20 protein-coding genes are annotated in these 23,752 nt (G+C 63.5%); 13 read left to right on the plus strand and 7 right to left on the minus strand.

The genetic code is table 11. The annotated features are described in order from the left end of the window. Positions 1-10: 10 nt before the first annotated feature. Complete coding sequence (locus HU719_RS01550; RefSeq protein WP_186536152.1) at positions 11-727, minus strand: SIMPL domain-containing protein; 717 nt, start codon at positions 725-727, stop codon at positions 11-13. Positions 728-927: 200 nt separating this feature from the next. Here HU719_RS01550 and HU719_RS01555 point away from each other — a divergent pair, with 200 nt between their 5' ends. The 4 genes from HU719_RS01555 (at position 928) to HU719_RS01570 (ending at position 5,387) form a co-directional block, all read left to right on the plus strand. Then, positions 928-2,181, plus strand: coding sequence for an ATP-binding protein (locus HU719_RS01555; protein ID WP_186536154.1), 1,254 nt, complete (start codon positions 928-930; stop codon positions 2,179-2,181). A 2-nt stretch (positions 2,182-2,183) separates the two neighbouring features. Further along, positions 2,184-2,744 carry a response regulator transcription factor gene (locus HU719_RS01560; protein WP_186517396.1) on the plus strand — a complete coding sequence of 187 codons (561 nt, stop codon included), beginning with the start codon at positions 2,184-2,186 and terminating at the stop codon, positions 2,742-2,744. Positions 2,745-3,038: 294 nt separating this feature from the next. After that, positions 3,039-3,980: an AEC family transporter gene (locus HU719_RS01565; protein ID WP_186536156.1), complete on the plus strand. Its 942-nt coding sequence runs from the start codon at positions 3,039-3,041 to the stop codon at positions 3,978-3,980. A gap of 51 nt (positions 3,981-4,031) precedes the next feature. After that, on the plus strand, positions 4,032-5,387 hold the full coding sequence (locus HU719_RS01570) for an amino acid permease (protein ID WP_186536158.1): 1,356 nt from the start codon (positions 4,032-4,034) through the stop codon (positions 5,385-5,387). 62 nt (positions 5,388-5,449) lie between these two features. On the opposite strand, the gene HU719_RS01575 is transcribed toward HU719_RS01570, so the two are convergent. From HU719_RS01575 to gatC, 5 genes are all read right to left on the minus strand, one after another. Next, the gene (locus HU719_RS01575) at positions 5,450-6,490 is read right to left on the minus strand and encodes a calcium/sodium antiporter (RefSeq protein WP_186517510.1); all 1,041 of its coding nucleotides are present in this window, start codon (positions 6,488-6,490) and stop codon (positions 5,450-5,452) included. A gap of 61 nt (positions 6,491-6,551) precedes the next feature. Continuing rightward, the gene (locus HU719_RS01580; protein WP_186536160.1) at positions 6,552-6,926 is read right to left on the minus strand and encodes a septal ring lytic transglycosylase RlpA family protein; all 375 of its coding nucleotides are present in this window, start codon (positions 6,924-6,926) and stop codon (positions 6,552-6,554) included. 160 nt (positions 6,927-7,086) lie between these two features. Continuing rightward, positions 7,087-8,532 carry an Asp-tRNA(Asn)/Glu-tRNA(Gln) amidotransferase subunit GatB gene (gene gatB, locus HU719_RS01585; RefSeq protein ID WP_186536162.1) on the minus strand — a complete coding sequence of 482 codons (1,446 nt, stop codon included), beginning with the start codon at positions 8,530-8,532 and terminating at the stop codon, positions 7,087-7,089. Positions 8,533-8,543: 11 nt separating this feature from the next. Further along, positions 8,544-9,995, minus strand: a complete 1,452-nt coding sequence (gene gatA / locus HU719_RS01590; RefSeq protein ID WP_186536164.1) for an Asp-tRNA(Asn)/Glu-tRNA(Gln) amidotransferase subunit GatA — start codon at positions 9,993-9,995, stop codon at positions 8,544-8,546. Between the two features lie 15 nt (positions 9,996-10,010). Next, complete coding sequence (gene gatC / locus HU719_RS01595; RefSeq protein WP_186517384.1) at positions 10,011-10,298, minus strand: Asp-tRNA(Asn)/Glu-tRNA(Gln) amidotransferase subunit GatC; 288 nt, start codon at positions 10,296-10,298, stop codon at positions 10,011-10,013. 205 nt (positions 10,299-10,503) lie between these two features. Between gatC and mreB the strand changes: the two genes are divergently transcribed. The 8 genes from mreB to tldD all read left to right on the plus strand — a co-directional run bounded on the left by mreB (position 10,504) and on the right by tldD (position 21,541). Next, positions 10,504-11,541, plus strand: a complete 1,038-nt coding sequence (gene mreB, locus HU719_RS01600) for a rod shape-determining protein MreB (RefSeq protein ID WP_186536166.1) — start codon at positions 10,504-10,506, stop codon at positions 11,539-11,541. A gap of 225 nt (positions 11,542-11,766) precedes the next feature. Further along, complete coding sequence (gene mreC, locus HU719_RS01605) at positions 11,767-12,708, plus strand: rod shape-determining protein MreC (protein ID WP_422631701.1); 942 nt, start codon at positions 11,767-11,769, stop codon at positions 12,706-12,708. Next, on the plus strand, positions 12,708-13,196 hold the full coding sequence (gene mreD, locus HU719_RS01610; protein WP_186517382.1) for a rod shape-determining protein MreD: 489 nt from the start codon (positions 12,708-12,710) through the stop codon (positions 13,194-13,196). Before mreC ends, mreD begins: the two co-directional genes overlap by 1 nt. Before the next feature lie 32 nt (positions 13,197-13,228). Beyond that, positions 13,229-13,828, plus strand: coding sequence for a Maf family protein (locus HU719_RS01615; protein WP_186536168.1), 600 nt, complete (start codon positions 13,229-13,231; stop codon positions 13,826-13,828). Between the two features lie 54 nt (positions 13,829-13,882). Continuing rightward, entirely contained in the window at positions 13,883-15,340 is a 1,458-nt protein-coding gene (gene rng, locus HU719_RS01620) for a ribonuclease G (protein ID WP_186517378.1), read from the plus strand. Between the two features lie 88 nt (positions 15,341-15,428). Then, positions 15,429-19,238 carry a YhdP family protein gene (locus tag HU719_RS01625; RefSeq protein ID WP_186536170.1) on the plus strand — a complete coding sequence of 1,270 codons (3,810 nt, stop codon included), beginning with the start codon at positions 15,429-15,431 and terminating at the stop codon, positions 19,236-19,238. Positions 19,239-19,247: 9 nt separating this feature from the next. Further along, positions 19,248-20,099, plus strand: a complete 852-nt coding sequence (locus HU719_RS01630) for a carbon-nitrogen hydrolase family protein (RefSeq protein ID WP_186536172.1) — start codon at positions 19,248-19,250, stop codon at positions 20,097-20,099. A 2-nt stretch (positions 20,100-20,101) separates the two neighbouring features. Continuing rightward, positions 20,102-21,541 carry a metalloprotease TldD gene (gene tldD, locus HU719_RS01635; protein WP_186517371.1) on the plus strand — a complete coding sequence of 480 codons (1,440 nt, stop codon included), beginning with the start codon at positions 20,102-20,104 and terminating at the stop codon, positions 21,539-21,541. A gap of 63 nt (positions 21,542-21,604) precedes the next feature. Here tldD and yjgA read toward each other — a convergent pair whose 3' ends face one another. Further along, positions 21,605-22,126, minus strand: a complete 522-nt coding sequence (gene yjgA / locus HU719_RS01640; protein WP_186536174.1) for a ribosome biogenesis factor YjgA — start codon at positions 22,124-22,126, stop codon at positions 21,605-21,607. Between the two features lie 109 nt (positions 22,127-22,235). Between yjgA and pmbA the strand changes: the two genes are divergently transcribed. Further along, positions 22,236-23,582, plus strand: a complete 1,347-nt coding sequence (gene pmbA / locus HU719_RS01645; protein ID WP_186517367.1) for a metalloprotease PmbA — start codon at positions 22,236-22,238, stop codon at positions 23,580-23,582. The last annotated feature ends 170 nt before the right edge of the window (positions 23,583-23,752 follow it).

Raw genomic sequence — 23,752 nt, forward strand, 5'->3', positions numbered from 1 at the left:
CAGGTTGGGCTCAGGGCACTTGCACTTCGATCAAGCCATCAGCACTCATGCTCACTTCGCTGGTGCCCGCCTCGATATCCGGCGCTGGCGCCGCTTCGTCGGCAGACTTGGCCATCATCGCCATGGGCGCGCTGCGCATGTAAGGACGTGGGTAGCCGCTGCTGTTGAGGTTCAGGCTGACTACCTTGTAGCCACTGCCGCCCAGCGCTTCGGTGGCAAGCTGCGCGCGGGCCTTGAAGGCTGCCACGGCATCCTTGAGCAGTTGGTCTTCGCTGGTCTTGCGCGTGCCTGGCGCAATCGAGAAGTCCATGCCGCCCATTTTCAGGTCCTGCAGCAGCTCGCCGGTGAGCTTGGACAGGGCCGGGAAGTCGGCACTTTCAAGGCGCAGCTCGGCGCGCTCGCGCCAGCCGGTGATCTTCTGCCCCTTGGTGTCGTAGATCGGGTAGCTGTTGCGGCTGCCCTGGCTGATCTTCACCTCTTTGGCATCACGGGCCTGTTGCACCGCCTTGTTCATGGTTTCGGTGATCTGCTTGGCCAGTTTGCCCGGGTCGGTGTTCTGCGCTTCGCTGTACAGGGTCACCACCATCAGGTCACGGGCGACTTCCTTGCTGACCTCTGCACGCAGCGAGACCTGGTTGTAACGCGGCTCATCGGCTGCCAGCGCGGGCAGGCTGGCGAGCAGGCCGCAGGACAGGGCGAGGGCTTTGCCGCGACGGGAAATGTGCATGTGTTGCTCCTTGGCAGGTAGGGGCGTGGCGACGATGCTCGTGCTACGCATGGCCGTTCAGACCGAGGACAGTGTAGTGGGTTCAAAAGTGCCATCATGAATGTGTGACAAACTGTGGCGCTTTGCCGCATCGCTGCAGCGAGGCCCCTGCCTTCGGTATACTCCAGCCGATTTTCCTGGAGCACTCATCGGGAGAGCTCATGCTCGCCGCCGTACATCCGCTATCCGCGACACGCCAGAACCTCTGGCGCCTGACCGTTATCCGCGTTCTCGTCCTGGCTGCCCAGGCAGGCTCGGTGGGGGTCGCCTACTGGACCGAGCTGTTGCCACTGCCGTGGTTCTCCCTGGCAGTCACCCTGGCCCTGTCATCGCTGCTGTGCGCGTTCACCGCGCTGCGCCTGCGCCTGTCGCTGCCGGTTACCGAACTGGAATACGCCCTGCAACTGGCCTGTGACCTGCTGATCCACAGCGCGCTGCTGTATTACTCGGGCGGCTCGACCAACCCGTTCGTCTCTTATTACCTGGTGCCGCTGGCCATCGCCGCCGTCACCTTGCCGTGGATCTACTCGCTGGTGCTGTCGGGCATTGCCTTGGTGGCCTACAGCATGCTGCTGGTGCAGTTCTACCCGCTCGAAACCCTGCCGCTGGCGCGCGACACCATGCAGGTCTATGGCATGTGGCTGAGTATTGCCTTGGCTGCGGGGGTGATCACCTTCTTTGCCGCGCGCATGGCCGAAGAGCTGCGCCGCCAGGAGCACTTGCGTGCCGAGCGCCGCGAAGAAAGCCTGCGCGATGAACAGCTGCTGGCCGTCGCCACCCAGGCCGCTGGTGCCGCCCATGAGCTGGGCACGCCGCTGGCGACCATGAGCGTGCTGATCAACGAAATGCGCCAGGACCACACCGACCCGCTGTTGCAGGAGGACCTGCAGATCCTCCAGGACCAGGTCAAGCTGTGCAAAGAGACCCTGCAGCAACTGGTGCGCGCCGCCGAGGCCAACCGCCGGCTGGCGATCGTCGAGCAGGAGGTCACCGCCTGGCTCGACGAGGCCCTCAACCGCTGGCACCTGATGCGCCCGGAGGCCAGCTACCGTTTCCAGCGCCTGCGTGACGGCGATGTGCCGCGGCTGACTCCGCCACCGGACCTTACCCAGGCCTTGCTGAACCTGCTGAACAACGCCGCCGATGCCTGCCCGGACGACCTGGAGGTGCGCCTGGACTGGGACCCTCAGGACATCGTCATCAGCATCCGCGACCACGGCCCCGGTGTGCCTGCGGCGATTGCCGAAGCCATTGGCAAGCCTTTCATTACCACCAAGGGCAAAGGCTTCGGCCTGGGCCTGTTCTTGAGCAAGGCCAGTGTGACCCGCGCAGGCGGTTCGGTGAAACTCTATAGTCATGAGCAGGGTGGCACCCTGACCGAATTGCGCCTGCCCCATGGCAAGCGAGGAGATTGAAGATGAGCGAAGAAAACCAGGTCGAAGGCGAAGAACTGCCGCACCTGCTGCTGGTGGACGATGACGCTACGTTCACCCGGGTAATGGCGCGCGCGATGAGCCGCCGCGGCTTTCGGGTGAGCACCGCAGGTTCTGCCGAAGAGGGCCTGAAACTGGCCGAGCAGGACCTGCCGGACTACGCCACGCTGGACCTGAAGATGGAAGGCGACTCGGGCTTGGTGTTGCTGCCCAAGTTGCTTGAGCTGGACCCGGAAATGCGCGTGGTGATCCTGACCGGTTACTCGAGCATTGCCACGGCGGTCGAGGCGGTCAAGCGTGGCGCCTGCAATTACCTGTGCAAGCCGGCCGACGCGGATGACGTGCTGGCCGCTCTGCTGTCGGAACACACCGACCTGGACTCGCTGGTGCCGGAGAACCCGATGTCGGTTGACCGCCTGCAGTGGGAGCACATCCAGCGCGTACTCGGCGAGCACGAGGGCAACATCTCGGCCACCGCGCGGGCGCTGGGCATGCACCGGCGCACCCTGCAGCGCAAACTGCAGAAGCGCCCGGTCCGGCGCTGAAGCCCGGACGTGGGTCTTCCATGGGTTTGTACAAGCCTGTGCTGGCCCCATCGCAGGCTGTCGCCAGCTCCCACAGGAATATGGGCCAGACCTTGATATTGCGGCTGTGCGCGGTTTCTGTGGGAGCTGGCGACAGCCTGCGATGAGGTCGGAACAGGCCGGCACGCAACGGTGCTCCAAAACTCAGTGTGGGGGCCAAGTAGACCATTAAAGTCCCCCTCGATCCCCGCATTTCCCGGCGTGTTGGCGTATCATTAGCCGCCTAACGGCCACTCCCTTCAGGATCGCTTGCGCATGCTCGCCCTTCTTATCCAGACGCTGAACATCACGGCCCCGGTCTTTGCCATGCTGTTCATGGGCATACTGCTCAAGCGCATCGGCCTGATCGACGACAATTTCAGCAAGGTCGCCTCATCGCTGGTGTTCAACGTGTGCATGCCGGCGCTGCTGTTTCTGGGCATCTATCACGCCGACCTTGCCGCTGCGGTAAAACCTGGGGTCATCCTGTATTTTGTCGCCTCCACACTGGCAGGTTTTGCCATTGCCTGGGGCCTGGCAATCTGGCGCAGCCCGCTGGCAGATCGCGGCATTTATACCCAAGGCGCATTTCGCGGCAACAACGGCGTAATCGGCCTTGCTCTGGCCGCCAGCCTGTACGGCGACTATGGTATTTCTCTCGGCGCAGTGCTGGCCGGGCTGGTGATCCTGTTGTACAACTCGCTGTCGGCGGTGGTGCTGGCGGTGTACAGCCCCGACCTCAAGTCCGACCCGTGGAGCATCTGCAAGAGCATTTTCAGCAACCCGTTGATCCTCAGCGTGCTGGCGGCTACTCCCATGGCCTACGGCCAGGTGCCGCTGCCGAACTGGCTGCTGACCTCCGGTGATTACCTGGCACAGATGACCTTGCCGCTGGCACTGATCTGCATCGGCGGAACCCTGTCGCTGTCAGCGCTGCGCGATAGCGGCAGGCTGGCGATGGACGTCAGCCTGGTGAAGATGGTCTGGCTGCCGATCCTGGGTACCCTTGGCGCCTGGCTTTGCGGTTTTCGTGGCGCCGAGCTTGGCATCCTGTTCCTGTACATCGGCAGCCCCACGGCGGCGGCCAGTTACGTGATGGCGCGGGCTGCCAATGGCAACCACGAGTTGGCGGCATCGATCATCGTGATCACCACGCTGATGGCGGCGATCACCACCAATATCGGCATTTTCGTCTTGCAGTGGGGCGGTTGGATCTAGACCCTTGCTGCACATAAAACCAATGACACTGCCACACCTAAAGGACACTTCATGCAAGACCAGAGCACGCCCGAGCGGTTGCAGCGCGGGCTGAAGAATCGCCATATCCAGCTGATCGCGCTGGGCGGCGCCATCGGCACCGGGCTGTTTCTGGGCATCGCCCAGACCATCCAGCTCGCCGGCCCCTCGGTATTGCTGGGCTATGCAGTTGCCGGCCTGATGGCCTTCCTGATCATGCGCCAGCTGGGTGAAATGGTCGTTGAAGAGCCGGTTGCCGGCAGCTTCAGCCACTTTGCCCACCAGTACTGGAGCGAGTTTGCAGGCTTCGTCTCAGGCTGGAACTACTGGGTGGTGTACGTGCTGGTTGGCATGGCCGAACTCACCGCCGTGGGTATCTACGTCAAGTACTGGTGGCCAGACTTCCCCACCTGGGCCACGGCTGCGATCTTCTTTGTGGTGATCAACGCCATCAACCTCACCCAGGTGAAGGTCTATGGCGAGTTGGAATTCTGGTTTGCGCTGATCAAGGTCGTGGCCATCGTCAGCATGATCGGCTTTGGTGCCTGGCTGCTCAGCAGTGGCCACGGCGGCCCCGACGCCAGTGTCGCCAACCTGTGGCAATACGGCGGCTTCTTCCCCAATGGCGTGACCGGGCTGGTGATGGCGCTGGCGGTGATCATGTTCAGTTTCGGTGGCCTGGAGTTGGTGGGTATCACGGCGGCCGAGGCTGCCAACCCGCGTGAAAGCATCCCTAAGGCGACCAATCAGGTGGTCTACCGCATCCTGATCTTCTACATCGGCGCCCTTGCCGTGCTGTTGTCGCTGTACCCCTGGCAGAAAGTGGTGCAGGGCGGCAGCCCGTTCGTGATGATCTTCCATGAGCTGGACAGCGATCTGGTGGCGACCATCCTCAACGTAGTGGTGCTGACTGCCGCGCTGTCGGTCTACAACAGCTGCGTGTACGCCAACAGCCGCATGCTGTTTGGTCTGGCTTCGCAGGGTGATGCACCGCGTCAGTTGCTCAAGGTCAGCCGTCGGGGTGTGCCATTGAATGCCTTGGGCGTGTCGGCGTTCGCCACCGGGCTGTGCGTGGTCATCAACTACCTGATGCCGGGCGAAGCCTTTGGCCTGCTGATGGCGCTGGCAGTGTCGGCGCTGGTGATCAACTGGGCGAGCATCAGCATTACCCACCTGAAGTTCCGCAGGGCCAAGCTTGCGGCAGGCATCACGCCGTTTTACCGCAGTTGGGGCCACCCGGTGAGCAACTACCTGTGCCTGGCGTTCATCGTGCTGATTCTGGTGGTGATGTACCTGACGCCGCCGATCCGCATCTCGGTGATGCTGATCCCGGCCTGGATTGCCGTGCTGTGGGTGGCGTTCAAGCTGAAGAAGAAGCGCCAGGCCTGAACAGTGCAAGGGCGGCCCTGTGTCGCCCGCGATTGTGTATGAAACCGGGGTTTGGTCTGCACTCAGTGCTGGCGACGCCACGCCCGTAGGGTGGTGTAAAGCAGGGCAAAACCCAGCACCGGCAGCACATAAAACAGCATCAGCCGCTCAAGCCGCCCGGCCAGTGGCAGGCCGGTGGTGAACGTGACTACATGCAGGCCGTAGGCCAGGTACAGGCACAGGAACACCACCCCTTCGGCGCGGGTGATGCGGTAGCCGGAGTAGAACACCGGCAGGCATAGCGCCGCCACGCCCAGCATCACCGGTAGGTCGAAAGCCAGCGCATTCGGTGAGATCGACAGCGGTTCCGGGGCCACCACGGCGGTCAGCCCAAGCACCGCCAGCAGGTTGAACAGGTTACTGCCGATCACCGTGCCCACGGCGATTTCGCGCTCCCCGCGCAAGGCGGCGATCAGCGCGGCAGCCAGCTCTGGCAGCGAGGTGCAGACTGCCACCACGGTTAGCCCGATGATACGCTCGGACAGCCCAAGGTCAGTCGCCACTTCCACAGAGGCTTCCAGCAGCAGGTGCCCGGCTACGCTGAGCAAGCCGAAGCCCAGCAGTGTCTGTAACGCCACGCCGGTCCAGAAGCGCCCGCCCGCCGACTGAACGCTGGGGGCCGGATAGGTACGTGCGTAGTGGCGGGACTGGTGCCAGAGCATCAACAGGTAACCGAGCAGGCCCAGCAGCAATACCACGCCCTCGAAGCGCCCCAGCAGGCCATTGCTGGCCAGCAGGTAAACCAGCCCACTGGCGGCGATCATCAGCGGAATATCCAGGCGCACCAGTTGCCGTGATACCCGCAGTGGAATGATCAGTGCGGCCAGGCCCAGAATTACCAGCACATTGAAGATGTTGCTGCCGATCACGCTGCCGACGGCCACATCGGGGGCGCCTTGATAGGCGGCCTGCAGGCTGACGGTGAGTTGTGGTGCGGTGCTGCCGAATGCCACCAGGCTCAAGCCGATGATCAATGGCCGCACGTGCAGGCGCGAAGCCAGGCGCAGGGCGACACGTACCAGCAGTTCGGCACCGATGATCAGCAGCAGCAGGCCGCTGGCCAGTTGCAGAAGGCTGAAGGTGGGGAGGGTGGCCAGGTCGAAAATGGCGAGGGCTCCAGTGGGGTCAGTCGCTCAAACCTTGTACCCGCACGCGCGCGGTTCCGCTACGCAGCATGCCGATTTTTTCGGCGGCAGCTCGGGACAGGTCGATGAGCCGGCCGCGCGTGTGCGGGCCGCGGTCGTTGATGCGCACGATGACGCTACGCTGATTGCTCAGGTTGGTGACCAGGACGCGTGTGCCGAAAGGCAGGCTGCGGTGTGCAGCGGTCAGGGCATGCTGGTCGAAAGGTTCGCCGCTGGCGGTACGCTTGCCGTGATAGCGGGCGCCATAATACGAAGCAGTGCCGGCCTGATCATAGCCGCGCGGGTCGATATCATGGCTGGCGCAGCCGGCCAGTAGCGAGAACAGGGCGAGGGTGGTGAGGGACCGTTTCAGCAATTGGGATGCTCCGTTGAGGCAGTTGGGGCTGCCTCGCAGCCCATCGCAGGGTGGCGCCAGCTCACAGTGAACTGGCCCAGCCTCGATAGTTGGGGCTGGCCCAGAACCTGTCGCAGCTGGCTAGCCCGCGATGGGCTGCAAGGCAGCCCCGCGACAGGGGTCACCCTTCGAGCTTGGCCTTGAGCAGTTGGTTCACCTGCCCAGGGTTGGCCTTGCCTTTGGAGGCTTTCATGGCCTGGCCGACGAAGAAGCCGAACATCTTGCCGCGCTTGGCCTCGTCGGCGGCGCGGTATTGCTCGACCTGCTCGGCGTTGGCGGCGAGTACTTCGTCCAGCACCTTCTCGATGGCGCCGCTATCAGTCACCTGCTTGAGGCCTTCGGCTTCGATGATCTGGTCGGCAGAGCCTTCGCCGGCAGCCATTTTCTCGAACACAACCTTGGCGATCTTGCCGCTGATGGTGTTGTCGCTGATGCGCAGCAGCATGCCGCCGAGCTGTTCGGCGCTGACCGGCGACTGGTCGATTTCCAGGCCCAGCTTGTTCAGCAGGCTGCCCAGCTCGACCATGACCCAGTTGGCAGCCAGTTTGGCGTCGCCACCAATGCTGACCACTTTCTCGAAGTATTCGGCCTGTTCACGGCTCGATGCCAGCACGTTGGCGTCATACGCTGACAGTGCGTACTGGCTCTGGAAACGCTTGACTTTTTGCGTCGGCAGTTCTGGCAGCGAGGCGCGCACGCTTTCCAGGAACGCAGGTTCGATGACCACCGGCAGCAGGTCTGGGTCCGGGAAGTAACGGTAGTCGTTGGCTTCCTCCTTGCTGCGCATGGAGCGGGTTTCGTCCTTGTTCGGGTCGTACAGGCGGGTTTCCTGCACGACTTTGCCGCCGTCTTCGATCAGGTCGATCTGGCGCTGGATCTCGCTGTTGATGGCGCGCTCGATGAAGCGGAACGAGTTGACGTTCTTGATCTCGCAGCGAGTACCGAACTCCACCTGGCCTTTGGGGCGAATCGACACGTTGCAGTCGCAGCGCAGCGAGCCCTCGGCCATGTTGCCGTCGCAGATGCCCAGGTAGCGCACCAGGGCGTGGATCGCCTTGACGTAGGCCACGGCCTCCTTGGCGCTGCGCATGTCCGGCTCGGAGACGATTTCCAGCAGTGGCGTGCCGGCGCGGTTGAGGTCGATGCCGGTGGCGCCATTGAAGTCTTCGTGCAGGCTTTTGCCGGCGTCTTCTTCAAGGTGCGCACGGGTGACGCCGACGCGCTTGATGGTGCCGTCTTCAAGGGCGATATCCAGGTGGCCCTTGCCGACGATCGGCAGGTCCATCTGGCTGATCTGGTAGCCCTTGGGCAGGTCGGGGTAGAAGTAGTTCTTGCGCGCGAACACGTTGCGCGGGCCGATTTCGGCATCGATGGCCAGGCCGAACATGCACGCCATGCGCACAGCTTCCTGGTTGAGCACCGGCAGCACGCCGGGCATGCCCAGGTCGACCAGGCTGGCCTGGGTGTTCGGCTCGGAGCCGAAGGTGGTGGCGCTGCCGGAGAAAATCTTCGACTGGGTGGCGAGCTGGGTATGAATTTCCAGGCCGATCACAACTTCCCATTGCATGTGTGAATTCCTCAGAAGCCGTTGGGGGCGCGGGTGTGCCAGTCGGTGACTTGCTGGTACTGGTGCGCGACGTTGAGCAGGCGGCCTTCCTGGAAATACGGGGCCAGCAATTGCACGCCCACCGGCAGGCCATCGACGAAACCGGCTGGCATCGACAGGCCCGGCAGGCCGGCCAGGTTGGCGGTGATGGTGTAGACGTCTTCGAGGTACGCGGCAACCGGGTCGCTGACTTTCGAGCCGAGCTTCCAGGCCGGGTTTGGCGTGGTCGGGCCGAGAATCACGTCGACGTCGTGGAACGCGGCCATGAAGTCGTTCTTGATCAGGCGGCGGATTTTCTGCGCTTGCAGGTAGTACGCATCGTAGTAGCCGGCCGACAGCGCGTAGGCGCCGACCATGATGCGGCGCTGCACTTCAACCCCGAAGCCTTCGCCGCGCGAACGCTCGTACAGGTCGGTGAGGTCCTTGGGGTCGGCGCAGCGGTGGCCGAAACGCACGCCATCGAAGCGCGACAGGTTCGAGGAGGCTTCGGCAGGGGCGATCACGTAGTAGGCCGGGATGGCGTGCTGCATGTTCGGCAGGCTGATTTCCTTGACCACGGCACCGAGCTTTTCCAGCTCCTTGACGCTGGCATGCACCAGGTCGGCAATGCGTGGGTCGAGGCCGGCGCCGAAGTATTCCTTCGGCAGGCCGATGCGCAGGCCTTGCAGCGAGGCGCCGAGGCTGGCGCTGTAGTCCGGCACCGGCTCATCCACACAGGTGGAGTCCTTGGCATCGAAACCGGCCATGCCTTGCAGCAGCAGCGCGCAGTCTTCGGCGGTGCGGGCCATCGGGCCGCCCTGGTCGAGGCTGGAGGCGTAGGCAATCATGCCCCAGCGCGAGACACGGCCGTAGGTCGGCTTGAGCCCGGTGAGGTTGGTCAGCGCCGCGGGCTGGCGGATCGAGCCGCCGGTATCGGTACCGGTGGCGACCGGCAGCAGGCGCGCAGCCACGGCTGCAGCCGAGCCACCGGAGGAGCCGCCGGGCACGTGTTCGAGGTTCCACGGGTTCTTTACCGCGCCGTAGTGGCTGGACTCGTTGGCCGAGCCCATGGCGAACTCGTCCATGTTGGTCTTGCCCAGGGTGACCATGCCGGCTTCGGCCAGCTTGGCGACCACGGTGGCGTCATACGGGGCGGTGAAGGTGTCGAGCATCTTCGAGCCGCAGCTGGTGCGTACGCCGTTGGTGCAGAACAGGTCCTTGTGGGCGATCGGGGCGCCCAGCAGCGCGCCGTTTTCGCCAGCTGCGCGGCGCGCGTCGGCGGCACGGGCCTGGTCCAGGGCTTGCTGTTCGGTCACGGTGATGAAGCTGTTGAGCTGCGGGTCGAGCTGCTTGATACGCGACAGCAGCGCGCCGGTCAGTTCTTGCGAAGAGAACGACTTGTCGGCGAGGCCGCGGGCGATCTCGGCGAGAGACAGTTGATGCATGGCAGGCGCTTTCCCTTAATCGATGACTTTCGGAACCAGGTACAGACCGTTTTCGGTCATCGGGGCGATGGCTTGGTAGCGATCGCGCTGGTTGCTTTCGGTGACCTGGTCGGGGCGCAGGCGCTGGGTGGTTTCCAGCGGGTGCGCGAGCGGTTCGATGCCAGTTGTGTCGACGGCCTGCATCTGGTCGACCAGCCCGAGAATACTGTTCAAGGCGTCGGTAATGCGTGGCAGCTCGCTGTCATTCAGGCCCAATCGGGCCAGATGGGCGATCTTTTCCACGTCGGAGCGTTGAAGCGCCATGGGGATCTCCAGGAGAAACGAAAAAGCGCAATGGCTGCGCAATTGAGGAACATGCCGGGCTTTTTACGGTCGAAGAGCCGCGATCACCGGCAGGCATGCTCGGAAAAACAGCCAATTTAACATATTGGCTCCTTGCCCAAAATCCCTGCCATTGTTAGAGTTTGCCGCACTTTTTTACCCACGCTTTCCCCAGGGTCACTTTCCCATGTTCAAGAAACTGCGTGGCATGTTTTCCAGCGATCTCTCCATCGACCTGGGTACTGCCAACACCCTTATTTACGTGCGTGAGCGCGGTATCGTTCTGAATGAGCCCTCGGTTGTTGCCATCCGTACCCACGGCAACCAGAAAAGCGTTGTCGCTGTCGGTACCGAAGCCAAGCGCATGCTGGGCCGTACGCCTGGCAACATTGCTGCCATTCGTCCGATGAAAGACGGCGTCATCGCCGACTTCAGCGTTTGTGAAAAAATGTTGCAGTACTTCATCAACAAGGTTCACGAAAACAGCTTCCTGCAGCCCAGCCCGCGTGTGCTGATCTGCGTGCCGTGCAAATCGACCCAGGTCGAGCGCCGTGCAATCCGTGAATCGCCCCTCGGTGCCGGTGCCCGCGAAGTGTTCCTGATCGAAGAACCCATGGCCGCCGCCATCGGTGCCGGCCTGCCGGTCGAAGAAGCCCGCGGTTCGATGGTTGTCGATATCGGCGGTGGTACCACCGAAATCGCGCTGATCTCGCTGAACGGCGTGGTCTACGCAGAATCCGTACGGGTTGGCGGCGACCGCTTCGATGAAGCCATCGTCACCTACGTGCGCCGCAACTACGGCAGCCTGATCGGCGAATCCACTGCCGAGCGCATCAAGCAGGAAATCGGTACTGCCTACCCAGGCGGCGAAGTACGCGAAGTCGACGTACGCGGCCGTAACCTGGCCGAAGGCGTACCGCGTGCCTTCACCTTGAACTCCAACGAAGTGCTCGAAGCGCTGCAGGAATCGCTGGCGACCATCGTCCAGGCGGTCAAGAGTGCACTGGAGCAGTCGCCGCCGGAGCTGGCCTCGGACATCGCCGAGCGTGGCCTGGTGCTGACCGGTGGTGGTGCGCTGCTGCGTGACCTCGACAAGCTGCTGGCCCAAGAAACCGGCCTGCCGGTGATCGTCGCCGAAGACCCGCTGACCTGCGTCGCTCGCGGCGGTGGCCGTGCGCTTGAGATGATGGACAAGCACGCCATGGACCTGCTCTCCAGCGAGTGATCGCGGTTGCAGCACAGCGCCCCGGTTTACAGGTAGCACGCACAGTGCTACCTGTATGCGCTTATCCGGCGTCATCGCGGCGCCGTTTCCGTCAATCTGCAAGCAGGCCGGTGCGTTGCCCCATGCCCTATGACTTCCTGAGTCGTCGTCCACGAGGAACGGCCCATTAAACCGCTTTTCTCCAAAGGCCCTTCGCTGGGCGTGCGCCTGCTCGTACTGGTAGTGATGTCGGTCGCGCTGATGGTGGTCGACTCGCGTTTTGACCTGCTCAAGCCTGTGCGCAGCCAGATGGGCCTGGTGCTGATGGAGTCCTACTGGATCACCGACCTGCCCCAGCGCATGTGGCAGGGTGTGGCCGGCCAGTTCGGCAGCCGCACCGAGCTGATCGCCGAGAACGAAAAACTCAAGACCGAAGCCCTGCTGTTGCAGGGGCGTCTGCAAAAACTGGCGGCCCTGACCGAGCAGAACGTGCGCCTGCGCGAATTGCTCAACTCTTCTGCGTTGGTCAACGAGAAGGTCGAAGTCGCCGAGCTGATCGGTGTCGACCCTAATCCGTTTACCCACCGCATCCTGATCAACAAGGGCGAGCGCGACGGCGTGTTCCTCGGCCAGCCGGTACTCGATGCCCGCGGCCTGATGGGCCAGGTGGTCGAGTTGATGCCATATACCTCGCGGGTGCTGCTGCTCACCGATACCACTCATAGCATTCCGGTACAGGTCAACCGCAACGGCCTGCGTGCCATCGCCAGCGGCACCGGCAACCCCGAGCGCCTGGAACTGCGCCACGTTGCCGATACCGCCGACATCAAGGAAGGCGACCTGCTGGTCAGTTCCGGCATGGGCCAGCGGTTCCCGGCCGGCTACCCGGTGGCCACGGTCAACGAAGTGATCCACGATTCCGGCCAGCCGTTCGCCATTGTGCGCGCCATCCCCACCGCCGCACTGAACCGCAGCCGCTACATGCTCCTGGTGTTCAGTGACCGGCGCACCCCGGAAGAACGTGCCACCGAAGCGGCCATGGCCCAGGAAGAAGCCGATCGCCAGGGCGCCACCCACGGCCAGGCCCCTGCCAGCCAGTCGGCACCTGCTGCCCCTGCGCCCCAGGCCGCCCCAGCGGCGGCGCCAGCGCAACCGGCTGCCACGCCTGCCCAACCCCGGAGACAATAATGGCCAGCACCCGTAGCAGAAACGGCTGGGTCATCTGGCTGACCTTCGCCATTGGCCTGTTGCTGAGCGTCTCGCCCATGCCACAGTTCATGGAAGTGTTCCGGCCAATGTGGCTGGCCCTGCTGCTGGCGTTCTGGACGCTGACCGTGCCGGGCAAGGTCGGCATGACCACCGCATTTATTCTCGGGCTCGCCGAGGACGTGCTGTACGGCACCCTGCTGGGCCAGAACGCCCTGATCCTGACCCTGATCACCTTCCTGGTGCTGTCGTTGCAACAGCGCCTGCGCATGTTCCCGATATGGCAGCAAAGCCTGGTCATCCTCGTGGTCTTCGGCATCGCCCAACTGATCCAGCTGTGGCTCAGCGCCCTGACCGGCAACCGCCTGCCAACGCTGGCGTTGGTGTGGTCGGCGGTGATCAGTGCGTTGCTCTGGCCGTGGGTGAGCTTCGCCCTGCGTGGCCTGCGCGTACGCCTGCACATTCACTGACGGCCCGCCACCACTGACAGGGAGATGTCCACATGACACAGTTGTACCTGGCCTCGGGCTCACCGCGCCGGCGCGAATTGCTGGCGCAGATTGGCGTGCCGTTTACGGTCGTCAGCGCCGCCATTGACGAAACACCGCTGCCCGGCGAAGCGCCAGGTGCCTATGTCGAACGCCTGGCCCGGGCCAAGGCTGTGGCTGGTTTCGGCGGCATCGAGGGCGCGGGTGTGGTGCTCGGTGCGGACACCACCGTGGTGCTCGACGGCACGATCCTGGGCAAACCCGCCGACCGCGAGCAGGCCCTGGCCATGCTCGGTGACCTGTCCGGCCGCGAGCACCAAGTGCTCACGGCGGTGGCATTGACCGATGGCCAGCGCAGCCTGAGCCTGTGTGTCACCAGCACCGTGCGCTTTCGCGCCATTTCTTTCGACGAAGCCTGGCGCTACTGGGCCAGTGGCGAGCCTGTGGACAAGGCTGGTGGCTACGCCATCCAGGGCTTGGGCGCAGTGTTTGTCAGCCATCTTCAGGGCAGCTATTCGGCCGTGGTCGGCCTGCCCCTCAGCGAGACGGCCGAGCTGCTTGAGCAGTTCGCCATCCCCTGCTGGCAGTCGCATGAGGATTCATTTACGCGCTAGCCAGCCACCGTGCGGCGATCCATCATTACCAGAGAACTTTGACGAGAGCCTGCCATGAGTGAAGAGATCCTGATCAACATCACCCCGATGGAGTCACGCGTGGCGGTGGTGGAGAACGGTGTTCTGCAGGAAGTGCACGTCGAGCGCACCCAGCGCCGCGGCATCGTCGGCAACATCTACAAGGGCAAGGTGGTGCGTGTGCTGCCGGGCATGCAGGCGGCATTCATCGACATCGGCCTTGAACGTGCGGCGTTCATCCATGCCTCCGAAATTTCCCAGCGCGAAGGTTCGGCGGTGGAGAGCATCAGTGCTCTGGTACACGAAGGCCAAGCCCTGGTGGTGCAGGTCACCAAGGACCCTATCGGCACCAAGGGCGCGCGCCTGACCACCCAGCTGTCAATTCCGTCGCGTTACCTGGTGTACATGCCGCGCAGCAGCCATGTCGGCATTTCGCTGAAAATCGAAGAAGAAGCCGAGCGCGACCGCCTCAAGCAAGTGGTCGCCGATTGCATGGCCCGCGAAGAGATGAAAGACGCCGGCGGCTTCATTCTGCGCACGGCTGCCGAAGGCGCCCGCGCCGAGGACATCCTTCAGGACATCCGTTACCTGCGCAGGCTGTGGGAGCAGATCGGCTCACAGATCCAGGTGTGCGGTGCCCCCACGGTCATCTACGAAGACCTGGGCCTTGCCTTGCGTACCCTGCGCGACCTGGTCAACGCCAAGATCGAGAAGATCCGCATCGACTCCCGGGAAACCTTCCAGAAAACCACGCAATTTGTCGCCGAGCTGATGCCGGAAATCGCCGATCGCCTTGAGCATTACCCCGGCGAGCGGCCTATTTTCGACTTGTATGGCGTCGAAGACGAGATTCAACGCGCGCTTGAGCGCAAGGTTCCGCTGAAGTCCGGTGGTTACCTGGTAGTGGACCCCGCCGAGGCGATGACCACCATCGACGTCAATACCGGCGCGTTTGTCGGCCATCGCAACCTTGAAGAAACCATCTTCAAGACCAACCTCGAGGCCGCCACCGCCATCGCTCGCCAGCTGCGCCTGCGCAACATTGGCGGCATCATCATCATCGACTTCATCGACATGGAAGACGAAGAGCACCAGCGCCAGGTGTTGCGCACCCTGGAAAAACAGCTCGAACGGGACCATGCCAAGACCAACATCATTGGCATCACCGAGCTTGGCCTGGTGCAGATGACCCGCAAGCGCACCCGCGAAAGCCTGGAGCAGGTGCTGTGTGAACCCTGTGCCGGTTGCCAGGGCCGCGGCAAGCTGAAAACCCCCGAGACCATCTGTTACGAAATCTTCCGCGAAATCCTCCGCGAGGCCCGGGCCTATCAGGCCGAGGGCTATCGTGTGCTGGCCAATCAGAAGGTGGTGGACCGCCTGCTCGATGAAGAATCGGGCAACGTCGCCGAACTTGAAGCCTTTATTGGCCGAACTATCCGTTTTCAGGTCGAATCCATGTACTCGCAAGAACAATACGATGTGGTGCTGCTCTGACTTTGCTCAAAAGCGGTCGCCCCATGGACGGGCTGGCAAAGCGCTATTCACCGGCCATAGTTAAGGGACGACTCGGAGGGCCTCGGCCATGGAACGTCTGAACCGCGTTCTGGGTGCCTTGACCCGGTGGGGCCTGGCAGCCTGCGCCTTGCTGGCGGTGTTGGTGGCGTTGTATGTCAGCATTGGCCGGCAACTTATCCCGCTGGTCGCCGAATATCGCGCAGACGTCGAGCTCAAGGCGCAGCAGGCCCTGGGGTTGCCGGTGCATATTGGCGCCCTCGAAGGCCGCTGGAGCGGCCTGGCCCCTGTGTTGAGCATTCGCGACCTGGAGCTGGGCGAAGGCGCAGACACCCTGCGCCTGGACGAAGTCAAAGCCGTGCCAGACCTCTGGGCCAGCCTCAAGGCACGCGAAGTGCGCCTGGCGCATATCCAGTTTGGCGGCTTGCAGTTGATCCTGCGTGAAGACGAGCAGGGCCAGTGGGCCCTTGAAGGCCTGCCGCACAAGGACGATAGCCCGCTCGACCCTGGTGAGGCGCTCAAGCGCCTGCGCCAGTTGGGGCGTCTGGACCTCTTCGACAGCCAGGTTACGCTGCAGCCCTGGCAGCGCGACCCGCTGACCCTCACTTATGTCAGCCTCGGTTTGCAGGCTGGGGCCTCGCGCCAGAGCCTGGATGTGCGTGCCACCTTGCCCGACGGCCAGCCGTTGGCAATCAGCCTGCGCACCCGCGCCACCGCCAAGGCTTGGCGTGATGGGCGGGTCGAGGCCTATGTGAGCTTGCCGCAAAGCGACTGGGCGCGTTGGCTGCCGCCGCGCCTGCTGGGCCAATGGCAAGCTGCCACGTTGCATGCAGGTGGCGAGTTCTGGGTCGACTGGAGCAAGGGCCAGTTGCAGCACGCTGTGGTACGCCTGAATGCCCCGCGCTTGAAGGGCGCCTACGCTGACCGCAAAGCCGTGACCTTGGATGATCTGGCCCTCAATGCCTGGTTCAAACGCAGCGGTGATGGCTTCGATGTCACCGTCGACTCCCTGGCCGCCAGCATCGGCAAGGACCGCTGGGAGTCCCACCTGCAACTGGCGCAACGGGCGGGCGACAGCCCGGCTGAAGAATCCTGGAAAATCCAGGCCGACCGCCTGGAGTTGACGCCGTTGACACCGCTGATCAACGGCCTGGCACCGCTGCCCGACAAGCTGCTGACCGTGGTCAATGCGCTCAAGGTCACCGGCAACCTGCGCAACGTGCAACTCGACCTGCACCCCAAAGCCGAAGGCGACCAGCGCGTGCAGTTCGCGGCAAACCTGGAGAAGGTCGGTTTTGACGCCTACCACGGTGCACCCGCTGCCGGGAATGTCAGCGGCGCCATCAGCGGCGACCTCGGGCATGGCGAGCTACGCCTCGATACCGATGCCTTCATGCTGCATCTTTACCCGATCTTCGGCAAACCGTGGCATTACCAAAAAGCCAATGCGCGCCTGACCTGGGCTATCGACAAGCAGACCTTCACCTTGGTGGCGCCGTACATCAAGGTGCTGGGCGAGGAAGGCAAGATTGCCGCCGACTTCCTTATTCGCCTGCACCTGGAGCCCGGCCACGAGGATTACATGGACCTGCGCGTCGGCCTCACCGAGGGTGATGGCCGTTACACCGCCAAGTACCTGCCAGAAGTGCTGAGCCCGGCGTTGGATGAATGGCTGCGCAGTGCCATCGTCAAGGGCAACGTCGATGAGGGCTATTTCCAGTACCAGGGTTCGCTCAACCATGGCGCACCGGCCCACGCCCGCGACATCAGCCTGTTCTTCAAGGTGCATGACGCTACCCTCGACTACCAGCCTGGTTGGCCGAAGGTCACCCAGGTTGAGGGCGACGTGTTCATCGAGGACACCGGTGTACGGGTCAAGGCTCGCCGCGGCGTGCTGCTCGACACCAAAGTCAGCAACGTCAACGTCGATATTCCGCATGTCGAGGCTGGCAAGGAAAGCCACCTGTATCTCGATGGCAGTTTCGACGGCAGCCTCGTCGATGGGCTGAAAATCCTCCAACAGGCGCCGATCGGCACTGGCGAGACGTTTGCAGCCTGGGAGGGCGAAGGCCCGCTCGCAGGCAAGGTCAAACTGGATATTCCATTGGCTCGCGGCCCGCGCCCGAAAGTGCTGGTGGACTTCGCCACCGCAGGCGCAACGCTCAAGATCGCGCCGCCAAGCCTGGAACTGACCGACCTTACCGGTGACTTCAGCTTCGATATCGAGAAGGGCTTGAGTGCCAAGGACCTGAGCCTGCAGGCGTTTGGCAAACCGCTCAGTGCGCAGATTGTCGCTGAAGGCAAGAATGGCCAGTTCCAGACGCGCGTCAGTGCCAGTGGCCAGATGCCAGTCAAGACACTCACCGAATGGCTGCAGGTGCAACAGGCGCTACCGGTCAGCGGTGAGGTGCCGTATCAGTTGCAGGTGAGCCTTGGCGCGCGGGATAACCGCCTGACCGTCAATTCATCGCTCAAGGGCGTAGCCATCGACCTGCCGGCGCCGTTCGGCAAGACCGCCGCACAAACCCGCGACAGCCGTTTCAGCATGACCTTGCAAGGCGCCGAGCGGCGCATTGATGCCGCCTATGCCGACCTTGCCCGCTTTGCCTACGCAGCGCCTGCCGACAAGCTTGGCCAAGGCCGTGGCGAGTTGATGCTGGGTACGGACGAGGCGATCCCGCCGAGCGGGCAGGGCCTGCGGGTGCGCGGCCGGCTCGACAGCCTGGACCTGGACCCCTGGCAGCAGAAGGCTGCACACCTTGCCGGCAACGACCCCGGTGGCAGCGCCCGGCAACTGTTGCAGAGCGTTGACCTGAGCATCGGCCAGCTCAAGGCTTATGGCGTTGACCTCAACCAGGCGGTAGTGCGCCTGGCGCGCGGCGGCCCGGCCTGGGACCTGCGGGTGGACAGCAAGGAGGTAGCGGGCAGTGCGCGCATCCCGGATGCCAAGGCTGCGCCGATGACCATCCGCCTGCAAACCTTGCGCTTGCCGCCTGCCGACCCTGCGCAAGAACAGGATGAAAACGCCCCGGACCCGCTGGCCAGCTTCGACCCACGCAAGATGCCGCCACTGGACCTTGCCATCGACAAGCTGTACCGCGGTGACGATCTGTACGGCAGCGCCAGCCTGAAACTGCGCCAGACCCCACGCGGCCTGGGCATGGACGACATCGACCTGAACTTCAAGGGCCTGCACCTTGACGGCAATGGTGGTTGGGAGGGCGTGCCTGGCAGTACCTCCAGCTGGTACAAGGGCCGCCTGGACGGCAAGGACCTGGGCGAAGTGCTCAAGGCCTGGGGCTTTGCGCCCACTGTCACCAGCCGTGATTTCCGCATGGACGTCGATGGGCGCTGGCCCGGTTCGCCCGCCTGGGTCAGCATCAACCGCTTCTCTGGCAGCATGAATGCGGCCCTGCGCTCGGGCCAGTTCGTCGAAGTTGAAGGCAGCGCCCAGGCGCTACGCGTGTTCGGCCTGCTCAACTTCAACTCGATTGGCCGGCGTCTGCGCCTGGACTTCTCCGACCTGTTCAGCAAAGGCCTGGCCTACGACCGGGTCAAAGGTTTGCTGGTGGCCAGTGAAGGGGTGTATGTGACCCGCGAGCCGATCAGTGTCACCGGGCCTTCGAGCAACTTCGAGCTGGACGGTACCCTGGACTTCGTGCGCGACCGCATCGATGCCAAGCTGCTGGTGACGTTGCCCGTCACCAACAACCTGCCGCTGGCGGCATTGATTGTCGGTGCGCCGGCTGTGGGTGGCGCGTTGTTTCTGGTCGATCGGCTGATCGGCGACCGCGTTTCGCGCTTCGCCAGTGTGCACTATCGGGTCGACGGCCCGATCAAAGAGCCTAAGATCACCTTTGTGAAGCCGTTCGACAAATAAGAGGTGGCGATGAAGTCAGCAGTGATTCAGATGGTCAGCCAGGATGACGTGGCGGCCAACCTGCAGCGCGCCACAGTGCTGCTGCAGCAGGCCGCCGCGGGCGGCGCACGGCTGGCGGTACTGCCGGAAAACTTCGCCGCAATGGGCCGGCGTGATGCCGCAGCCATTGGCCGTGCCGAGGCCTTGGGCCAAGGGCCGATCCTGCCATGGTTGAAACGCACCGCTCGCGACCTCAGGTTATGGATTGTTGCGGGCACGCTGCCGTTGCCACCGGTCGGTCAACCCGAGGCCAAGGCCAACGCCTGCTCACTATTGATTGACGAGCACGGCGAAATTGCCGCGCGCTATGACAAGTTGCACCTGTTCGACGTGGATGTGGCCGACAACCGTGGCCGCTACCGCGAATCGGACGATTACGCCCACGGCAGCCAAGTGGTGGTGGCGGATACGCCGGTTGGCCGCGTTGGCCTTTCGGTGTGCTATGACCTGCGTTTTCCCGAGTTGTACAGCGCGCTGCGCGCTGCCGGGGCCGAGTTGATCACCGCCCCCGCTGCGTTCACCGCAGTGACGGGCGCGGCACATTGGGAAATATTGATTCGCGCACGGGCCATCGAGACCCAGTGCTATGTACTGGCAGCCGCTCAGGGCGGCCTGCACCCGGGCCCGCGGGAAACCCACGGGCAAGCGGCGATCATCGACCCCTGGGGACGGATCGTTGCGCAACAGGCGCGCGGCGAAGCGGTATTGCTGGCCACGCGCGACATTGATGAACAGGCGTCCATCAGGGCGCGCATGCCGGTGCTCAACCATCGGCGCTTTTTCTCGCAGGACGCCTTGCGGCCTGCGCACACCTCGGAGTGACTATGAGCCAGATGTTAACCACCGTCAGCGAACAGCTCCTGGCCCCCGGCGGCCTCGGGCTGGAAAGCCTGCAGGCTGTGCTGGGCGAGTTGGCCGGGCCCGGCATCGACGCTGCCGACCTGTATTTCCAGGGCCAGATCTCGGAAACCTGGGCGCTCGAAGACGGCATCGTCAAAGAGGGCAGTTTCAACCTTGATCAAGGCGTTGGTGTCCGCGCCCAGTCTGGCGAAAAGACCGGCTTCGCCTACAGCAATGCGATCAACCTCGAGGCGCTGACTTCTGCCGCCCGCGCTGCCCGCTCCATCTCCCGCGCGGGCCAGAACGGCACCGTGCAGGCGTTCCGCAGCCAGGATGTCGCTGCGCTGTACGGCCAGGACAACCCGCTGGACGTGCTCAGCCGCGCCGAAAAGGTCGAGTTGCTCAAGCGCGTCGATGCCGCCACCCGTGCCCTCGACCCACGTATCCAGCAGGTCAGCGTGAGCATGGCCGGTGTTTATGAGCGCATCCTGATCGCAGCCACCGATGGCAGCCTGGCGGCGGATATACGCCCACTGGTGCGGTTCAACGTCAGCGTGATCGTCGAGCACAATGGCCGTCGCGAGCGCGGTGGGCACGGCGGTGGCGGGCGTACCGACTACCGGTTCTTCACCGAAGAGCGGGTAATGGGCTATGCGCGCGAGGCTCTGCGCCAGGCGTTGGTCAACCTCGAAGCAATCCCGGCCCCGGCGGGCACGTTGCCGGTGGTACTTGGCTCGGGTTGGTCGGGGGTGCTGCTGCACGAAGCGGTCGGCCATGGCCTGGAAGGCGATTTCAACCGCAAGGGCAGCTCGGCGTTCAGTGGCCGTATCGGCGAAAAAGTCGCATCGAGTCTGTGCACCATCGTTGATGACGGCACCCTTGAAGGCCGTCGTGGTTCGCTCAGCGTCGATGACGAAGGCACACCGACCGAGTGCACCACACTCATCGAGAACGGCATTCTCAAGGGCTACATGCAGGACAAGCTCAATGCCCGGCTGATGGGCATGGCCGTGACGGGCAACGGGCGCCGTGAATCCTACGCGCACCTGCCGATGCCACGCATGACCAACACCTATATGCGTGCCGGCGAAAGCGACCCGCAAGAGATCATCGCTTCGGTGAAAAAGGGCATCTACTGCGCCAACCTTGGCGGTGGGCAGGTGGACATCACCAGCGGCAAATTCGTGTTCTCCACCAGCGAGGCGTACCTGATCGAAGACGGCAAGATTACCGCGCCGGTCAAGGGCGCAACCCTGATTGGCAACGGGCCGGAAGCGATGAGCCGGGTGTCGATGGTCGGCAACGACCTGGCCCTGGACAGTGGCGTGGGCACGTGCGGCAAAGACGGGCAATCGGTGCCAGTCGGCGTTGGGCAGCCGACCTTGAAGCTGGACGCCATTACCGTGGGCGGTACCGGCGCTTGATGCACAACACGATCGCGGTTCAAGCCCACCCCCGCATGGGGGCTGGCTTGAACCGTGATGGCCTTAACGCAAGCCGCGCTGGCTTTCGTCGAGGTCGCGGATGTACTTGAACACCTTGCGCGCAGCGGCAGGCGGCTTGTTCCGCGCCTTTTCATGCTGGGCATGACGGATCAGCGAGCGCAGGTGCTGGCGATCGGTGTCGGGGAACTCGTTGACGAAACGTTCGAGGTCCTCGTCGTTACCGTCGATCAGCCGGTCGCGCCAGCGCTCCAGGCCGTGGAAACGCTCGTTGTACTGGCGGCTGGAGCTGTCGATCTGGTCGAGCACGGCATGAATGCCGTCCAGGTCCTGATCGCGCATCAGCTTGCCGACGAACGACATGTGGCGTTTACGGGCGCCGTGGGCGGTGTGCTTGCAGGCCTCGGCCAGCGCCTTGCGCAACTCGTCGGTGAGTGGCAGGCGGGCCAGGGTGTCGGCCTTGAGTGTGGTCAGGCGCTCACCGAGATCGACCAGCGCATGCAGCTCGCGCTTGATCTGGGTTTTGCTTTTTTCGCCATCGAAGGCGTCGTCGTAGGAATCAACCATGGGGGCAGCTCGCAGGAAATCGCCGCCATGATAACCAGTCGGGGGCCGCTTGTCCGGCCCGGTCGTAGAATGACCCAAGCCGTACGCAGAATTTTCAGTGGAGAGAACCATGAGTGCAGTCCAGAGCGTAGGTCCAAAGGACCTGCCGGCGTTGCAGGAACAGGTCGAAGCAATCGTCGCCGAAGCGCGGCGCCAAGGCGCCAGTGCCTGCGAAGTGGCCGTGTCGCTGGAGCAGGGCTTGTCCACCACGGTGCGCCAGCGCGAGGTCGAGACCGTCGAGTTCAACCGCGACCAGGGCTTTGGCATCACCCTCTACGTCGGCCAGCGCAAGGGCTCGGCCAGTACCTCCGCCAGTGGCCCTGAAGCCATTCGCGAAACCGTCGCGGCTGCGCTGGCAATTGCCAAGCACACGTCCGAGGATGACTGCTCGGGCCTGGCTGACGCAGCCTTGATGGCGCGTGACATTCCCGACCTTGACCTGTACCACGACTGGGGCATAGAACCTGAACAGGCGATTGAAATGGCGCTGGCCTGTGAGGCTGCGGCGTTCGAGGCCGACAAGCGTATCCTCAATGCCGACGGTACCTCGCTTAACACCCACCAGGGTGTACGCGTGTACGGCAACAGCCATGGCTTCATCGGCGGTTATGCCTCTACCCGTCACAGCTTGAGCTGCGTGATGATCGCCGAAGGTGACGGGCAGATGCAGCGCGACTACTGGTACGACGTCAACCGCCAAGGCCAGTTGCTGGCCGACCCGCGCAGCATCGGCCAGCGCGCCGCCCAGCGCGCTGCCAGCCGCCTGGGCGCACGCCCGGTGCCTACCTGCGAAGTGCCAGTGCTGTTCGCCGCCGAGCTTGCCGGGGGCTTGTTTGGCAGCTTCCTGTCGGCCATTTCCGGCGGCAACCTGTACCGCAAGTCGTCGTTCCTCGAAGGCACCCTGGGGCAGCGTCTGTTCCCCGCCTGGCTGACCCTCGACGAGCGCCCGCATATCCCGCGTGCTATGGCCAGCGCCGCGTTCGATGGTGACGGCCTGGCGACCTACGCCAAACCGTTCGTCGACAAAGGTGAGCTGGTCTCCTACGTGCTGGGCACCTACTCCGGGCGCAAACTGGGGTTGCCGAGCACCGCCAACTCGGGCGGTGTGCACAACCTGTTCGTCACCCATGGCGTCGAGGACCAACAGGCGTTGATCCGGCGGATGGGGCGCGGCCTGTTGGTCACCGAACTGATGGGGCACGGCCTGAATATGGTGACGGGTGACTATTCGCGCGGTGCTGCCGGTTTCTGGGTCGAGAACGGCGAAATTCAGTTCCCGGTTCAAGAAGTGACAATCGCCGGCAATATGAAAGACATGTTCCAGCAAATTGTTGCCATCGGTAGCGATGTCGAAACCCGCAGCAACATCCATACAGGCTCGGTGCTGATCGAGCGCATGACTGTAGCAGGCAGCTGACAACAGCTTTTGCAAGGAGGGGGGCTTGCCCCGCGATGGCCATGGCGGTCGATCGCGGGCAAGCCTGCTCCCACGCCTCTGACACACAACCCGGCCATCGCGCCGGGTTTTTTGTTTGCCTCGCTGCACTTGAAGTGATTCTGTTTATCAATTAATAATGAATATCATTA

This window comes from Pseudomonas farsensis, from assembly GCF_014268805.2.
Lineage (GTDB): Bacteria > Pseudomonadota > Gammaproteobacteria > Pseudomonadales > Pseudomonadaceae > Aquipseudomonas > Aquipseudomonas farsensis.

What these genes read in the sequence shown, in the direction of transcription:
- HU719_RS01550 (WP_186536152.1), bottom strand. Translation starts at nt 727, where the DNA reads ATGCACATTTCCCGTCGCGGCAAAGCCCTCGCCCTGTCCTGCGGCCTG.
- HU719_RS01555 (WP_186536154.1), top strand. Translation starts at nt 928, where the DNA reads ATGCTCGCCGCCGTACATCCGCTATCCGCGACACGCCAGAACCTCTGG.
- HU719_RS01560 (WP_186517396.1), top strand. Translation starts at nt 2,184, where the DNA reads ATGAGCGAAGAAAACCAGGTCGAAGGCGAAGAACTGCCGCACCTGCTG.
- HU719_RS01565 (WP_186536156.1), top strand. Translation starts at nt 3,039, where the DNA reads ATGCTCGCCCTTCTTATCCAGACGCTGAACATCACGGCCCCGGTCTTT.
- HU719_RS01570 (WP_186536158.1), top strand. Translation starts at nt 4,032, where the DNA reads ATGCAAGACCAGAGCACGCCCGAGCGGTTGCAGCGCGGGCTGAAGAAT.
- gatB (WP_186536162.1), bottom strand. Translation starts at nt 8,532, where the DNA reads ATGCAATGGGAAGTTGTGATCGGCCTGGAAATTCATACCCAGCTCGCC.
- gatA (WP_186536164.1), bottom strand. Translation starts at nt 9,995, where the DNA reads ATGCATCAACTGTCTCTCGCCGAGATCGCCCGCGGCCTCGCCGACAAG.
- gatC (WP_186517384.1), bottom strand. Translation starts at nt 10,298, where the DNA reads ATGGCGCTTCAACGCTCCGACGTGGAAAAGATCGCCCATCTGGCCCGA.
- mreB (WP_186536166.1), top strand. Translation starts at nt 10,504, where the DNA reads ATGTTCAAGAAACTGCGTGGCATGTTTTCCAGCGATCTCTCCATCGAC.
- mreC (WP_422631701.1), top strand. Translation starts at nt 11,767, where the DNA reads ATGTCGGTCGCGCTGATGGTGGTCGACTCGCGTTTTGACCTGCTCAAG.
- mreD (WP_186517382.1), top strand. Translation starts at nt 12,708, where the DNA reads ATGGCCAGCACCCGTAGCAGAAACGGCTGGGTCATCTGGCTGACCTTC.
- HU719_RS01615 (WP_186536168.1), top strand. Translation starts at nt 13,229, where the DNA reads ATGACACAGTTGTACCTGGCCTCGGGCTCACCGCGCCGGCGCGAATTG.
- rng (WP_186517378.1), top strand. Translation starts at nt 13,883, where the DNA reads ATGAGTGAAGAGATCCTGATCAACATCACCCCGATGGAGTCACGCGTG.
- HU719_RS01625 (WP_186536170.1), top strand. Translation starts at nt 15,429, where the DNA reads ATGGAACGTCTGAACCGCGTTCTGGGTGCCTTGACCCGGTGGGGCCTG.
- HU719_RS01630 (WP_186536172.1), top strand. Translation starts at nt 19,248, where the DNA reads ATGAAGTCAGCAGTGATTCAGATGGTCAGCCAGGATGACGTGGCGGCC.
- tldD (WP_186517371.1), top strand. Translation starts at nt 20,102, where the DNA reads ATGAGCCAGATGTTAACCACCGTCAGCGAACAGCTCCTGGCCCCCGGC.
- yjgA (WP_186536174.1), bottom strand. Translation starts at nt 22,126, where the DNA reads ATGGTTGATTCCTACGACGACGCCTTCGATGGCGAAAAAAGCAAAACC.
- pmbA (WP_186517367.1), top strand. Translation starts at nt 22,236, where the DNA reads ATGAGTGCAGTCCAGAGCGTAGGTCCAAAGGACCTGCCGGCGTTGCAG.